Source organism: Parabacteroides sp. AT13, assembly GCF_002272965.1.
In the GTDB taxonomy this organism is placed as follows: Bacteria; Bacteroidota; Bacteroidia; order Bacteroidales; family Tannerellaceae; genus Parabacteroides; species Parabacteroides distasonis.
The window spans coordinates 449,269-465,000 of record NZ_NQMH01000001.1 but is presented as its reverse complement, the minus strand read 5'-3'; the positions used below and the strand labels follow the sequence as shown (position 1 = coordinate 465,000).

Below are 15,732 nucleotides of genomic sequence, written 5' to 3'. Positions count from 1 at the left end.
TGTGCCAAGATGCCTATTTTATTAATAAAGGGCTTTTTATCAATCAATATATTAATGAGAATGGGAATGAATGCGTAACCGGTTTCTCCTCGGATAGTATGTACCCTTTTGTTTCTACAATAGGTTATTTTACACAAGTCCCTTCCGAGTTTGAGGTGAAAGCTATCGAGGATGGTGAATTGCTCTGTTTTTCCCGGACGGATATCGAACGTTTGTCGTTGGGATATCCAGCTTTCGCTACCTGTTATCAGAATGTGATGCTGATGATTATTTCCAAGCTCTATTCAATGTTCGCTGTCCGTCAAACCTGTAAGGCGGAAGAATTCCTGAAATATCTTTATACGAACCACCAATGGATCGTAAGCCGGGTCCCTGATAAATATATAGCTCAATATATGGGGGTTAGTGATTCTTGGTATTGTAAGTTGAAGAAACGTATCCTTTATTGAATTAGTTCAATTTTATATTCGCTTTAAACCTATACTTTTGTGCGGGTTTTTATATTTTTGTCACATAGGGAATATGATGGCATTATATAGGTAGGTTAAAACGATATAAAGATGAAACGAACTATCTTACTATTAACATTTGTAGTCACGGTGAGCTGTATGCACGCTCAGCGAATGTTGACATTGGAAGAGTGCCGGAATCTGGCGATCCAGAACAATAAGGAGCTACAAATCTCTGGCGAAAAGATCAAGATGGCGGATAACGAGAAGAAAGCCGCTTTTACCAAGTATTTTCCTCAATTATCGGCAAACGGTGCCTATATGTGGAACCAGAAGGATATAAACTTACTGGACATGGGCGCTTTGTCCTCATCCTTGAGCTCTTCTTTAGGTGGCTTGGCCCAATTACCGATGATCCAACATTTGATGAGTGGGGTGAACGATATGCAACATTTGGATGTGCAGAATATCTGGGTGGGTAATGTATCGTTGGTACAGCCTGTATTCATGGGTGGGAAGATCGTTAATTATAACCAAATCACTAAGTTTGCCAAGCAATTAGCGGAGTCAATGAATAATTTACAGTTGCAGGACTTGATTTATAAGACTGACGAAACCTATTGGCAGGTCATATCTTTGGTGAATAAGAAGAAATTGGCGGACGCTTATGTGGATTTGCTCCGTAAGATGGATAGTGATGTGACCGCTATGATCTATGAGGGAGTCGCTACCGAGGCCGATGGTCTTTCTGTCAAGGTGAAACTGAATGAGGCGGAGATGGCTCAGACTAAGGTTGAGAATGGTCTGGCTTTAACCCGAATGCTTTTAGCGCAAATTTGTGGTCTGTCTTTAGAGGAGGATTTATCGCTTGCAGACGAGAAGCTGGATAATTTTCCGGTAGAGACAACACAAGCCTCGGCCGATCTGAATGAGGCTTTCATGAATCGTAATGAACTGAGAAGTTTGGATCTGGCAACGAAAATCTATAAGCGAAAAGAACGTATTGCTTTGGCAGAGATGTTGCCTAATGTCGCTTTAGCGGCGAATTACTTCGTCACGAATCCGAATGTTTTTAATGGTTTTAAAAATGATTTCGCCGGTATGTTTAATGTCGGAGTTATGGTAAAGGTACCCTTGTCCGGTTGGTGGGAAGGCACTTATAGGCGTAACTCGGCGAAAGCGGAAACGCGCATAAAAACACTGGAATGGCAGGATGCTCGTGAAAAGATTGAGTTGCAGGTAAATCAATCCGTTTATAAAGTGAATGAAGCGGGCAAAAAGTTGATCGCTTCTTCCCGTAATATGGAAAATGCGGAAGAGAATTTGCGGCGTGCGAATTTCGGTTTTGAGGAAGGGGTTATCCCGGCTTTGAACTTAATGGAGGCGCAGACAGCATGGGTTTCTGCTCGCTCTAGTTTGATTGATGCTCAAATCGAGGTGAAATTAACAGAAGTTTATCTAAGCAAGGCTTTGGGTAAACTGTCCGCAAATGAATAAGAGTAATAACAAATAAAAATATACACAGAGATGAACGAGAACAAGAAGTTTTCTATCAGTAACATGATGTTAGCTTTTATCACGGTATTGGTCGTGATCGGATTGGTAGCCTTGGCGGGTTTCTTCCTGCTTACACCGCCTGACGATATTATAATGGGGCAGGCCGAGGCCACCCAAGTTCGTATCTCCGGTAAGGTTCCCGGACGTATCGCTTCTTATCGTTTTGGCGAAGGCGATCAGGTAAAAGCCGGAGATACTTTGGTCTTTTTAGATACGCCCGAGGTTATGGCGAAGCTGAAACAAGCGGAGGCGGCTCGTGCGGCAGCGGAGGCGCAGAACGCTAAAGCGATTAAAGGAGCCCGTGAACAGGAAATTACGGCCGCTTATGAGATGTGGCAAAAGGCGCAAGCCGGATTAACTATCGCTAAGAAATCTTTCGATCGTATTCAGAATTTATACGAGAAAGGGGTGATGTCCGCTCAAAAAAGAGACGAGGTGGAGGCTAATTATAACGCTGTGGCAGCGACAGAGAAGGCTGCCCGTTCTCAATATGAGATGGCAAAAGAAGGTGCCCGTAAGGAAGATAAGGCTGCCGCTGCCGCTATGGTCCAACGTGCGGAAGGTGCTATCGCCGAAGTGGAGTCGTATGTGGGCGAGAGCGCTTTGGTGGCTCCGATTGACGGGGAGGTTTCAGAACGGTTCCCGGAAGTCGGCGAGTTGGTTGGTACAGGCGCTCCGATCATGAATATCTCTGATTTAAATGATGTATGGGTAACTTTCAGTATTCGTGAGGATCTGTTGAAAGATATCAAGATTGGCTCGGAAGTAAATGCTTTTATTCCGGCGTTGGGGGACCTACCGGTGAAGTTGAAAGTCTATTATATGAAGGATATGGGCTCGTATGCCGCATGGAAAGCGACAAAGACGAATGGACAATATGACTCGAAGACTTTCGAGGTGCGTGCCCGTCCGTTGGAGAAAGTCGCTGATCTTCGTCCGGGAATGTCCGTGATCTTAAAGAAAAAAGGGAAAGAGATCGTATGACCTATAAAGAAAGTTTGCATAGAATCTGGCTTATCGCGAAGCGTGAGGTGCATCGGCTGGTGGCTCAACCGATTTACTTCTTTTGTATGCTGATCGCTCCGGCTATCTGTGTCATTTTCTTTGTATCGTTGATGCATGAGGGATTGCCGACCGATCTGCCGATAGCAGTGGTGGATATGGATAACTCTGCTACTTCACGCAATTTGATTCGCCAGTTGGATGCCTTTGAGCAGACAGAGGTGTATATGAAAACCATGTCGTTTACCGAGGCTCGTCAGGAAATGCAGAAAGGGAATGTATATGGAATTTTTTACATTCCATCCGGTTTCGCCGTGGACGCCACATCTGGAAAGCAGCCCCGGTTGTCTTTCTATACGAATGGTACCTATTTGATCGCCGCTTCCTTGCTGTTTCGGGATATGAAAACGATGTCGGTATTGGCGGGGGCCGCTGTGGGTTTACAGACCGGACAAGCTAAAGGATATACCGAAGCGCAGATCATGGGACAGCTACAACCGATCGTGATCGATACGCATCCGATCGGCAATCCGTGGTTGAATTATTCAGTATATTTGAATAATACGGTTTTGCCGGGTGTCATCCAGTTAATGGTATTTCTAGTGACGGTATTCAGCATTGGTACAGAAATTAAATATTCTACATCCCGTAAATGGTTGGATATGGGAGGGAATTCCATCGCAGTTAGTTTGTTGGGAAAGTTATTGCCGCAGACGGCTATTTTTACGGTCGTAGGCTTTATGTATTGTGCGGTGTTGTATGGAATTAATTCTTTCCCGTTAAATAGCGGTTGGTTTCCGATGCTTTTGGCGATGTTTTTGCTGATTATATCCTCTCAGGCGGTAGGCGTATTTATGATCGGCGTATTACCGACTCCCCGTTTAGGGCTTAGCTTCGCCAGCCTGTTCGGAATGATCTCGTTCTCCATTGTCGGATTCTCGTTTCCGGTACAAGGTATGGACCCTACGTTGCAAGCGTTGGCTCGTTTGTTCCCTTTGCGGCATTATTTCTTGATTTATGTCGATCAAGCCTTGAACGGGCGGGCGCTATTCTATACGTTGGGCGAGTACGCTTGGTTGTTGGGATTCTTGATCCTGCCCTTCCTTATCGGGCGGAACTTGAAGAGAGCGTTGTTGGATTTCAAATATCTACCGTAAAAACTGTATGTGATGAAAAGAGAACATCGTTTACGATATATCATAAAGGAAGGTCTTCTGGATACGTTTTATATTTGGAAAGATGAATTGAGAAACGTGTTTAAGGATGCGGGGGTCATGATCTTCTTTTTCTTGGTGCCTTTCGTATATCCGCTGCTTTATTCATTTATATATAATAACGAGGTAGTACACGAGGCGAAGATGGTGGTGGTAGACCAAAGTGATTCCTATTTGAGTCGTGAGTTTACCAGACGGGTTAACGCCACGCCGGATGTGGAAGTAGTGGGTGTTTGTCCGGATATGGCGGAAGCCAAGAAGATGTTAGATGAGAAGAAGGCCTATGGAATTTTGCTCTTTCCCCCGGATTATAGTAAGGACCTGCATGAAGGGCGACAGACAACCGTCTCGTTGTATTGCGATATGAGTGCCTTATTGTTTTATAAGGCTTTCCTTTTGGCGGCGACAGAGGTATCGTTGGATATGGGTAAGGAACTTCGGATGCATAATAATCCGTCGTCTACGGATAAGATGGACCAGATCACGGTAGACCCGATCCCGTATGAATCGGTAGCGTTGTTTAATTCCCAGAATGGTTTTGCCAGTTTTTTGGTACCGGCTATCTTGATCTTGGTATTGCAACAGACCTTGATATTGGGCATCGGAATGTTGGGAGGAACGGCACGGGAAAAGAATCGTTTCCATAGTTTGGTACCTATTTGCAGGCATTTTAACGGGACTTTGCGTATCGTGTTCGGCAAGTCGCTGACTTATCTTTTGCTGTATGTGGTGGTTTGCATCTGGGTATTGGCTATTGTCCCTAAGTTATTCTCCTTACCTCAGGTTGGTGAGCCACTGACTATTTTGTTGTTTTTACTGCCTTACCTGTTTGCCTGTATTTTTATGTCTATGACGTTATCGGGATTTATGACGAGTCGCGAATCGCCTATGTTGGTGTTCGTTTTCACGTCTGTCATCTTGTTATTTATCTCGGGTGTCTCTTGGCCGGAGGCGGCTATTCCTCCGTTTTGGAAAGTGGTGGGTTATTTGTTTCCTTCTACTCCGGGTATCCAGGGATTTATCCGTATCAATACGGCTGGCGCTTCCTTGCATGAGGTGGCGCATGAATATCGGGTATTATGGATTCAGGCAGGTGTATATTTCATCTTGTCTTGTATCATTTACCGTTATCAGATCATACGTAGCCGCAAGATGATTATAAAGCAATATCGGTATATGAAGATGCGACGGATGTTGCGAGAAAGAGAATAATCCCTCGTTTAGGTCTACCCTAATCGCTCATTTAGGGTGTCCCTAAACGGGGGATTAGGGTGAGGGTAAATGTGTGATTAGATTTTAACTTTCGGTTTATACATATCCTCAGCGGTCAGGCCACATTCTTTCATCATGCGGATACTGTAAGACAGATCGCTGACGTTTGGTGTCACGTTGTTACTTCCAAACGTGAATTTAACGCCGGCGGCTTTCGCCTTCATAATGATCGCTTTATTTGGAATATTGTATAGTTCGTTGATCTCTAAAGCTTTTCCGCTTTTTGCCAATGCCTCGACGAAACGGTTCATGCGGGCCTCCGTCCAGAATTCGTCAAAACGCTTATCCATCGGAGATGGCAAGAAACAAGGATTTACATAGATATCTACCGGCTCTTCCAATACGGAGCAGATACGATCTACGATCATGTCCATATATTGCTCCTCATTCTCGATCCAAGTCTCTTCCGGAATCCATAGGCGGGTACGGCGACCTTTATTGTCCTTGAACGTCAAAGCGTCCGTAAACACATAGTCGAATTCTTTAAGAGTCTCGGGAGAGAATGTGGTTATCCATTCGCGTCCTTCCGCTTGCATGCCAAGGATGAAAGGCTGTGAGCGCATCTCATTTAGGTAATCCATGACTTGTTGGTCGTTCGTGATTGGGAAACCGATGCCGCAGTTCGGTGCGATCGTATAATTGATACCGGTCTTGCGGGATTGCTTAGCGGCAACTTCCTTGGTTAAGCCACCTTTTAAGTGCACGTGATAATCTAATACCGGGAAATCCGATTGATGTAATTTAATGATCTCGTCATTTTGCTCATCGTTAGCTTCCGCCAATTGTGCGTTGATATCGATCGTGGATTCATCAATTACGTTCACGGTGATGTTCTTGATCTGGATCTCACCGCTACCATCACTCTCTATGGCAAATGTCCCTTCCGATAATAAGGCATAGGCGTTAGCGTCCGTACGATATGGGGCGGTCGGTTGGATATACTCCACAACCGGTTCGCCGTTTATATTTACATCAATCTCTTGTCCGGCTACCCGGATATCCATCTTGAACCATTGATCTTCTTTTACGAAGCTTTTGGTCAAATTCCTCACGGAAACAAGACTTCCTGTCATTTTCCACCAAACCTTATCAGCCCGGTCATTATTGATAGCGATACGATATCCTTTCTTCAAGGTCGGGTCCGTATGGAACCAGACGGCGCCTTTGCCTCCCGGGGTAGTACGTAAATCAAGGGTCAGATCGAAGTTTTTGTATTTGCCGTTTTTCAGTACGGCCAGTGCATCCGTACCTTTCAAGGTCATTATGTCGTCTTGAACGGAGACATCGCCTGTCATTTTCCATTTGTTACTATCTTTGCCATCGAATAAGGTACCACTGCCGGAAACACTACAGGCTGTGGTCAGGACAAAGAGAAGGCCCATCGCTAGAATTGATAATTTTTTCATGATATAAATGATTTAAGTAATAATATATCCTCCAAAGATAACGAAAATTAAAATACAATGTCCTTTTTGAAGATTTTAACTTCCATAAAGATATAAACCTAAGAATATAGTCTTACTTTTGTAAAAATTCTCAATCAAACTTAATTAATAGTACTATGCAGAACAGACGTAATTTTTTGAAGCAAGCCTCTTTGATGCTTGCGGGTGGGTTGGTAGCCCCGCAGTTATTATCTTCTTGTGGCGGTAAATCAGGACAAGCTGCCGCTACAGCATCGGAGTCTTCTAAATATATAGGGCTTCAATTGTATTCTTTAAGAGACCTTGTAAAAGAAGAAGGTATCCAGAAAGTATTGGAAACCGCCGCTAAGATGGGTTATAAGAATCTGGAGACAGCAAGCTATGATAACGGTAAGATTTACGGTTTAGCTCCCGCTGAATTTAAGAAAATGGTGAATGACCTAGGTATGAAGTGTACGAGCGCTCACCTTGGACAGGCATTTACGAAAGAAAAAGAAGCCGAGGTTATGAGTTGGTGGGATCAAGCGATTGATGCTCATAATGAGTTAGGCGTTAAATATATGGTTCAACCGTGGATGCCGGTTAACGATAAGACTACATTGGATGACTTGAAGATGTACTGCGATTATTTCAACACGGTTGGTTATAAGACCGCTGCCGCTAGCATTGCGTTCGGTTATCATAACCACGACTTCGAGTTCCGTAAGATCGACGATCAATTGATCTATGATTTCTTGTTGGATAACGTAAGCCCGAACCACGTATTCTTCGAGATGGATGTATACTGGGTAATGATGGGTGGCGGTGATCCTGTCGCTTACTTGAAGAACCGTCCGAGCCAGTTCAAGGCTATCCATATCAAGGATGAGAAAGAGATCGGCGCAAGTGGCAAGATGAATTTCAAGCCTATCTTCGATCAAATGTACGCTAATAACGTAAAGGATTGGTATGTTGAAGTTGAGCAATATACAAACAATGATCCGGTTGCCAGCGTTCAGCAGAGCTATGATTTCTTGAATAAGGCTGATTATGTGAAATAATCCGTTCGATGATAAAAAAGAAGAGGCTACTTCATTATCGGGTAGCCTCTTTTTTTATGTTCGCTTATTTGGAATACTCGTTCAATCGGGTGGATTTCGCAAGCTCGATGATTTGTTTCCAATCTTTAGCTAAGTTTTCCATATCCGGATATAGTAAATCCGCTCCGGCATCTAATAAAACTTGATCGGGGAGAGGTCCGGTGTTTACGGCTATCGTAAAGATATTGGCTGCTACGGCAGCTTCTACTCCCATGGGAGCGTTCTCTACCACAAAAGCTTCGTTAGGCTTCACATGCGCTTTTTGAAGTCCCATTAAATAAGGTTCGGGGTGTGGCTTGCCATATTTCACGTCGAAAGCCGTAACCATTTTCTCTCGGTTGAAATGTCCCGGATAGGTATGGTTTAGCTTATCGATCAAGCTATGTTGGCCGGAACCGGTGACAACCAATCGTTGCAGTCCAGATGCTTCCACTTCTTTTAGAACCTCTGCGGCGCCGGTCATGGGGGCACCGTCATTATAGGTATTGAATAGATCCGCTTTCTCTTTATAGATCGTTTGCTTCTCCTCGGCGGTAGCGTCTCGTTGGAAAGTGCGTTGGTATAGCTCGTTGATCGTGCTTTCCCCAGTACGTCCTTCGAACATATAAAAGTCTTCCGGCCGAGAAGTTAGCTGATGGAGGGTCGCTACCTCATGCCATGCCCGTGCATGAAAACGCATAGAGTCATATAATACACCATCCATATCGAAAAGAACAGCTTTGGGAGAAAGGGATTCCTGCCTGTGTTTACGCAGATATCGGATAATCGCTTCTTGAATCATGTTATTACCTTCTTAAAAACCAGTACAAAGGTACGTAATAAATTGGAATTAACAGAAATGGGAGGAAAGCTTCTTGAAATTAAATAAATATGATATATAATGGAATTTCATTTTATGAAACAAAAATGGTTTAAATGGGTGCTTACTTTTGATCCACCTACATGTACACCCTAACCGGATTGATAAATTTTATAATTATCTGGATGAGTTGATAGATGTATTGAAAAATAAGGGATATAAATTTATTTCGTTGAGATAATTAATCAATAAATTATGACGTAGTTCGGTGAGAACTTAGTTGTTTAATCATTGCAAATATATGAATATTTGGGGAATATCAAAATATCATATATTAAAAATCAATGCATACAGAAATATTATATACCTAAATGCAGGTATAATTGAACCCCTTTCAGATAGACAAGTGAGACTTTGGTAGAAATATAATTAATAAGAAATAGTATACAGTATTATGATATCACTTATTCATAGCAAGTTATAGCCTTTGAAAATTCGTTATTAATGCGCTAACTAGAGTTCTCACCGGACTCTTTTCTGGTGAAGAATGGTATATTTATTATCTAGTATGAATAGAGGAGAATTAGTACAATCTCTTGTGGAAGAAACAGGATTGCCGAAAAATGTTGTTAGGGCCGTAGTGAATGCGTTACCGACTGTTGTGGCGAAAGGAATACGGGAAGGAGAATCTATTTCCATGAAAGGATTTGGATCTTTTGTACCTTGGCAACAATCCGAGCGATTGGCACGTAATCCGAAAACAGGGGAGGAAGTAATGATTACTCCACGTGTCTCGGTCAAATTCAAAGCCGGGAGCGATTTACTTAAAGAATTAAATGAGTAATAAAAACTATTCAAACGAAAAAACGGTTTCCTCGTGATGAGAAAACCGTTTTTTTATGGGGTAAATCGTATTATAAACGTGCTTTGATAGCTTCGCTTTCTTTCTCGTATCCCGGCTTATTCAACAGGGCGAACATATTCTTCTTATAAGCCTCGACACCCGGTTGATTGAAAGGATTCACACCTAACATATAACCACTGATACCGCAAGCTTTCTCGAAGAAATAGAACAACTGACCGATATAGAATGCGCTTACTTCTGGCATATTAACCTTAATATTAGGAACACCACCATCTACGTGAGCCAACTGAGTACCTAATTCGGCCATCTTGTTTACCTCGTCTACATGCTTGCCTGCCAAGAAGTTCAAGCCATCTAAATCGGCTTCATCTGTAGGGACCAATACGCTATGATCTGTAGCTTCCACGGAGATAACCGTTTCGAAAATCGTACGCTCACCGTCTTGGATCCATTGCCCCATGGAATGCAAATCGGTTGTCAAATCTACGGATGCTGGGAAAATACCTTTACCGTCTTTACCTTCGCTCTCTCCGTAAAGTTGTTTCCACCATTCTGCGATATAGTGCAATTTCGGATGGAAGTTAGCCAAGATCTCAATCTTTTTACCGTTCTTATATAACTCATTACGAGTAGCGGCATAGATAGCAGCCATATTATCAGCGAAAGGAACGCTCGCGTCTGTAGCTTTTTCCATGGAAACAGCTCCAGCAACCAAGTCGCGGATGCTGATACCTGCCACGGCGATCGGGAGCAAACCTACCGGAGTCAAAACAGAGAAACGTCCACCTACGTTATCAGGGATGATGAAAGTCTTGTAACCTTCTTGATCTGCCAAAGTACGCAAAGCGCCTCTCTTAGCGTCCGTGATAGCTACGATACGATGTTTAGCCTCTTCCTTGCCAACAGCATCTTCCAATTGTTTCTTCAAGATACGGAAAGCCAAAGCCGGCTCTGTAGTCGTACCAGACTTGGAGATATTGATAATACCGAATTGCTTACCTTTCAAGACTTCGCTTAATTCATAAAGATAATCCTCTCCGATATTGTGTCCGGCGTATAACATAACCGGGTTTTTACGGCCGTTTTGCAACCAGTCGAAGCTGTTGTTTAACGCTTCTACTACCGCTTTGGTACCCAAATAGCTACCACCGATACCAATGGCTACGACCACCTCACATTTAGAACGAAGCACGTTCGCCGTATTCTCGATGTCGGCCAACTCTGTGTCCGTGATAGAAGAGGGGAGATGTAACCAACCCAAAAAGTCGTTACCTGCTCCGTTACCGTTATGTAATGTGGCAATACATTCCATTGCCTTGGCCTCTTGAGCGTAAACCTGTTCCTTGGAGACAGTGCCCAGAGCCTTGTCGATGTTTAAACTGATGTTTTTCATATGCTATTTTATTTAAACGTTTCCGTTAATTGACGAATGACCGTTGTCGGCGATTTCTTCTCGTACAATATATCATAAACAGCGTCCAGTATCGGCATGTTCACTTTATATTTCTCGTTGATCTCACGCATACACTTGGTTCCATAATATCCCTCGGCGATCATTTCCATCTCCAGCTGCGCTGTCTTCACGGAATATCCTTTACCGATCATGGTTCCGAAAGTACGGTTACGGCTGAACCGGGAATAAGCGGTAACCAGCAAATCGCCAAGGTAGACGGAGTCGGTGATATCCCGCTCCAGCCCGTGTACGGCGTCCACGAAATTACGCATCTCCTCAATAGCGTTCGAGATAAATACGGCTTGGAAGTTATCGCCATATTTCATTCCATGGCAAATACCGGCGGCGATAGCGTACACGTTCTTCAGTACGGCGGCGTATTCGATACCGGTCACATCCTTACAGAAGGAATTCTTTAAGTATTGATTCTTGAAAACGGGGGATATCGTACGGACCTTCTCGATGTCGGAACAAGCCAACGTAATGTACGAGAGCCGTTCCAGAGCGATCTCTTCCGCATGACAGGGACCACCGATAACTGCTATATTTTCTGTTGGAACCTTGTAATACTCCGCGAAGTAATCCGTAATCAACATATTCTCATCCGGTACGATACCCTTGATCGCCGAGATGATAAACTTATCTTTCAAAGAGGTCTTCACCTTCTTCAAATGTTGTTTCAAGAAAGGGGAAGGCGTAGCGAAGATCAAGGTATCCGAGTCCTTGATCGCTTGGTTGATATTGGAATAGAAGTTTATCTTGTTCGTGTCGAATTTCACGGCGGTGAGGTAACACGGATTGTGTCCCAACTGCTTGAACTCCTCGATACGATCGGGCCTACGCATGTACCAGTTGATACTATCTTGAGTTGAAAGTACGATCTTGGCTAAGGCGGTAGCCCAGCTACCACCTCCCATTATCGCGATTTTTCCGGGCAAATCCATCGTATCACGCTTTTATTCTCCTACATTGGCTATCCAAGCTTCTATTTCTTGGATCGTAGGATTTTGCAGTTCTAACTTATATTTTTTATTAAGCTCACAAAGCTCTTGTCTTAATTTGTTGGCGTTCGCTTCTTTCAGCGTGTCAACCGTCAGGTAGCCGGCTTTCTGCAAAGCGGGAATCCACTCCTCGGAAATACCCAAGGCTACGTATTTGTCGGCGTTATCTTTCTTTGCGGTTTTCTCCGGACGCATTTGCGGGAAAAGCAATACCTCTTGGATCGTTGTCTGTCCGGTCATCAACATAACCAGACGGTCGATACCGATACCGATACCCGACGTAGGAGGCATACCGAATTGAAGGGCGCGTAAGAAATCTTGATCGATGAACATCGCCTCGTCGTCCCCTTTCTCGCTCAAGCGTAATTGCTCCTTGAAACGTTCTTCTTGGTCGATCGGATCGTTCAGCTCGCTATAAGCGTTCGCCAATTCCTTCCCGTTTACCATCAACTCGAAGCGTTCGGTCAATCCCGGTTTACTACGGTGCATCTTAGTCAGTGGGCTCATCTCAACCGGATAGTCGATGATGAAGGTCGGCTGGATAAACGTACCCTCGCAGAACTCCCCGAAGATCTCGTCGATCAATTTACCTTTACCCATCGTATCGTCGATCTCCATCTTCAATTCCTTGCAGATCGTACGGATCTCGTCCTCGCTCTTACCTTCCAAGTCGTAACCCGTCTTTTCCTTGATCGCCTCCAAGATCGGCAAACGGCGGAAAGGAGCCTTGAAGCTGATTGTCTTACCGTCGATCGTGCTCTCGCTCGTACCGTTCACGGCGATACAGATACGCTCCAACAGCTTCTCAGTGAAGCTCATCATCCAGTTATAGTCCTTGTATTGGACATAAAGTTCCATACAAGTGAACTCCGGGTTGTGCGTACGGTCCATACCCTCGTTACGGAAATTCTTACCGATCTCATATACACCCTCGAATCCACCGACGATCAATCGTTTCAAATACAACTCGGTAGCGATACGCAAATACAGATCGATATCCAAAGAGTTGTGATGCGTGATGAATGGACGTGCGCTGGCTCCTCCTGCGATAGATTGCAGGATCGGAGTCTCTACCTCCGTGTATCCGGCCTCATCCAAGGCGGTACGCATGGTCTTGATGATAGCCGCACGTTTCATGAAAATATCTTTTACACCCTCGTTTACTACCAAATCCACGTAACGCTGGCGATAACGAAGCTCCGGGTCATTAAAACCGTCGTAAGCGACACCATCCTTATATTTAACGACCGGTAGCGGACGAAGTGATTTAGACAGAACTGTCAATTCTTGCGCATGAACGGAAATCTCTCCCATTTGAGTACGGAAAACGAATCCCTTGATCCCGACGAAATCACCGATATCCAGTAATTTCTTGAAAACGACATTGTATGTGTCTTTATTCTCGTCCGGACAAATATCGTCACGAGAGATATAGACCTGTATTCTGCCCTCGGAATCCTGCAACTCCATGAAAGAGGCTTTTCCCATGATACGACGGCTCATGATACGGCCGGCGATACGTACCGGGCGTGGCTCAGCGTCATCTTTGAATGTCTCTTTTATCTCTTTGGAAAATGCGTTCGTTACATACTCAGCTGCGGGATAAGGCTCTATCCCCATCTGACGCAACTGCTCCATGCTATTACGTCTTATTATTTCCTGTTCACTCAGTTCTAATAGATTCATTATGCTATTATTTTGTATAATACGGCGCAAAAGTACAAAATATTTCTGATTTATGCTGACTTATGTGGTAAAAGGTTGAGGTCACCGATCTTGTTAGTTCATGGATAAAGTATCTTAGGTTCATCGGTAAAGTATCTTAGGATCCTTGGTGAAGTATCTTAGGTTTGTAGGCCAATGAACTTAAGACCCAATAATTTTATCTTTACATCCCGTTTTGATCCCGGGGATGAGACAAATGGAATAAACAGCCCTCACTCCGATAAATCCGGTAGCCAAAACTCAACCAACGGTAATGTCTTTCTCCGTCCTCCAAGCCCCAGCCATAGAAATCCTCATTCTCCATACCCGCTTGCAGGTATTTTTCCGTTTGGGCGAAGACCGCTCCCCCGACTGCGCCTATCACTCCCTCTACTGTGTACAAAGAGTTCATCTTTGCTTGATGTTTTTTTAGGAAATCTAAGTCACGATGGAGCCAATAATGTTCCCTCAATATATCTGACGTATCTAAAAAATTACCATCATATGGATAAGCGACATCAGAAGTCCTAGTTCTAAGCTGTTTCACCGCATCCAATATTTGAAGGTGGTCCAGTATCACATCTGCGTCCCAAATACAAACAAGTGGAGTATCAACCTGCTTTGCGAGGATATTCAAGTATTTGGTCTTGTAGAATACAGGATCTTTATCCACGAGGAAAGTGTACTTCACCGTATCATCTTTTATTAACGAGGGGATAATCTCATTTTGGTATGATGAGGCCTCCATAATTAAGATGCGTGTCCGGAAATAACGTACTATTGAGTCCACGGACATCAACAGGTTCTCCAAACGGATCATGGAATCGATCCGTACAGGAATAATAAATGTTGTATCTGTCAAGTCTATTCGCATAAATATCTTTGCTTAATGTTTAACAATGCCAACACCGTACCGGGGAAACCATTCAGCAATCCTCTGTGTATATTATAGTAGTATTCGTTCTCCATTAGGGCATCCCAAGCGTCAGACGAGATGATCCGATCGTAAATTAGGTGCGGATTGAAAGGGATGGTGTATTCGGGGAAGTCCCTTTTTAATCCCTCCAACAAGAAATATAGAGAAGCGTATCCATTACTGATATAGATATCCTTGCCTTTGATCTCTCTATTATATATTATGTCTAGATTGATTGATTTTCTTAGTTCGTTCACATATCTTTGCCAATCCGGCGAACAATTCCGTAAAGGTAGTATGCCCCATAACAGATATAGTCGGTTCAAATGCAGATGAGGCAAATGGGAGAACATATACAGAGATAGTTGTTCCAAAACCTTTTGTATCCGATCCTTGTAAAAATCATATTGTATAAGATAGGACAGGGTTTTCATCAATATCGGTACGTGATATTGGTAAATGGAAAACGTATAGGATTCCTCGAAAAAGGAGGCGTCTATCAAATCGGCCAATTGATTAACTAACTTGATTGCTAAGCCCTCGAAAGGGAAACGCTCATTATCGTTTGTCTGGATTTCCAGCCTTTTATAAATGTAATATAAGAAATGGATGAGTTGAGACAGGGAATACCTAGATTCCATATTTCCGAAAACCAGCTTCTTGAATAGCAAATCATCGATACCACTTAGCAAATCATTAATATCACCGTCTACAAATTGCTTTTTTACAATATAATCCAATCCTAACGCAACTCCGCATAAACCTTCCTCCACGGTGAGTTCTGCGTTTTTAGAGAGATCGTTTTCCAAGAGATCGTCCAGCAATCGCTCAGCCTTCTCTTTATAAATAGCTTCTTGCGTATAATCATACAAATGGTATAAATAGATGAGTAATCCCATTTTGCCATGAGCCAACCCGAAAGGGTAGCTTGTATGTAATGAGCCTATCAAATGCTTATTTAGCGAATCTATTTGTGATGCTAATTTATTCATAGTAC

The 15,732-nt window shown here is 43.5% G+C and carries 14 protein-coding genes (1 of these 14 only partly in view); 7 read left to right on the top strand and 7 right to left on the bottom strand.

What is annotated here, in order from left to right; translation table 11 throughout:
• The 5 genes from CI959_RS02245 to CI959_RS02225 form a co-directional block, all read left to right on the top strand.
• Positions 1-449, top strand: partial view of a Crp/Fnr family transcriptional regulator gene (locus CI959_RS02245; RefSeq protein ID WP_005861469.1) — the 3' portion only. The gene continues 145 nt to the left of window position 1, outside the view; only the last 449 of its 594 coding nucleotides appear in the window; its start codon lies off the left edge, out of view; it ends in the stop codon at positions 447-449.
• A 111-nt stretch (positions 450-560) separates the two neighbouring features.
• Positions 561-1,946 carry a TolC family protein gene (locus CI959_RS02240; RefSeq protein WP_005861471.1) on the top strand — a complete coding sequence of 462 codons (1,386 nt, stop codon included), beginning with the start codon at positions 561-563 and terminating at the stop codon, positions 1,944-1,946.
• Between the two features lie 30 nt (positions 1,947-1,976).
• Positions 1,977-2,990, top strand: coding sequence for an HlyD family secretion protein (locus CI959_RS02235; protein ID WP_057317614.1), 1,014 nt, complete (start codon positions 1,977-1,979; stop codon positions 2,988-2,990).
• Positions 2,987-4,165 carry an ABC transporter permease gene (locus CI959_RS02230; RefSeq protein ID WP_005861476.1) on the top strand — a complete coding sequence of 393 codons (1,179 nt, stop codon included), beginning with the start codon at positions 2,987-2,989 and terminating at the stop codon, positions 4,163-4,165. The genes CI959_RS02235 and CI959_RS02230 overlap by 4 nt, the downstream gene beginning before the upstream one ends.
• A gap of 12 nt (positions 4,166-4,177) precedes the next feature.
• On the top strand, positions 4,178-5,434 hold the full coding sequence (locus CI959_RS02225) for an ABC transporter permease (protein ID WP_005861477.1): 1,257 nt from the start codon (positions 4,178-4,180) through the stop codon (positions 5,432-5,434).
• Between the two features lie 77 nt (positions 5,435-5,511).
• On the opposite strand, the gene CI959_RS02220 is transcribed toward CI959_RS02225, so the two are convergent.
• Positions 5,512-6,900 carry a DUF1080 domain-containing protein gene (locus CI959_RS02220; protein WP_005861479.1) on the bottom strand — a complete coding sequence of 463 codons (1,389 nt, stop codon included), beginning with the start codon at positions 6,898-6,900 and terminating at the stop codon, positions 5,512-5,514.
• 155 nt (positions 6,901-7,055) lie between these two features.
• Between CI959_RS02220 and CI959_RS02215 the strand changes: the two genes are divergently transcribed.
• Positions 7,056-7,958 (top strand): sugar phosphate isomerase/epimerase, encoded by a 903-nt coding sequence (locus tag CI959_RS02215; RefSeq protein ID WP_005861481.1) that lies wholly within the window; start codon positions 7,056-7,058, stop codon positions 7,956-7,958.
• Positions 7,959-8,022: 64 nt separating this feature from the next.
• On the opposite strand, the gene CI959_RS02210 is transcribed toward CI959_RS02215, so the two are convergent.
• On the bottom strand, positions 8,023-8,778 hold the full coding sequence (locus CI959_RS02210; protein ID WP_005861483.1) for an HAD-IA family hydrolase: 756 nt from the start codon (positions 8,776-8,778) through the stop codon (positions 8,023-8,025).
• 586 nt (positions 8,779-9,364) lie between these two features.
• On the opposite strand from CI959_RS02210, the gene CI959_RS02205 reads away from it, so the two are divergent.
• Positions 9,365-9,640 (top strand): HU family DNA-binding protein, encoded by a 276-nt coding sequence (locus CI959_RS02205; protein WP_008780759.1) that lies wholly within the window; start codon positions 9,365-9,367, stop codon positions 9,638-9,640.
• A gap of 70 nt (positions 9,641-9,710) precedes the next feature.
• Here the strand turns inward: CI959_RS02205 and CI959_RS02200 are convergent, their stop codons facing one another.
• The 5 genes from CI959_RS02200 to CI959_RS02180 all read right to left on the bottom strand — a co-directional run bounded on the left by CI959_RS02200 (position 9,711) and on the right by CI959_RS02180 (position 15,727).
• Positions 9,711-11,054 carry a glucose-6-phosphate isomerase gene (locus tag CI959_RS02200; protein WP_036633079.1) on the bottom strand — a complete coding sequence of 448 codons (1,344 nt, stop codon included), beginning with the start codon at positions 11,052-11,054 and terminating at the stop codon, positions 9,711-9,713.
• 8 nt (positions 11,055-11,062) lie between these two features.
• A complete protein-coding gene (locus tag CI959_RS02195; protein WP_005861487.1) occupies positions 11,063-12,058 on the bottom strand; it encodes an NAD(P)H-dependent glycerol-3-phosphate dehydrogenase in 996 nt (331 codons plus the stop codon).
• 12 nt (positions 12,059-12,070) lie between these two features.
• Positions 12,071-13,801, bottom strand: coding sequence for a lysine--tRNA ligase (gene lysS, locus CI959_RS02190; RefSeq protein ID WP_036633078.1), 1,731 nt, complete (start codon positions 13,799-13,801; stop codon positions 12,071-12,073).
• Between the two features lie 202 nt (positions 13,802-14,003).
• Positions 14,004-14,693, bottom strand: a complete 690-nt coding sequence (locus tag CI959_RS02185) for a galactosyltransferase-related protein (RefSeq protein ID WP_008780762.1) — start codon at positions 14,691-14,693, stop codon at positions 14,004-14,006.
• Positions 14,684-15,727, bottom strand: coding sequence for a hypothetical protein (locus CI959_RS02180; RefSeq protein WP_008780763.1), 1,044 nt, complete (start codon positions 15,725-15,727; stop codon positions 14,684-14,686). The genes CI959_RS02185 and CI959_RS02180 overlap by 10 nt, the downstream gene beginning before the upstream one ends.
• Positions 15,728-15,732: the final 5 nt, after the last annotated feature.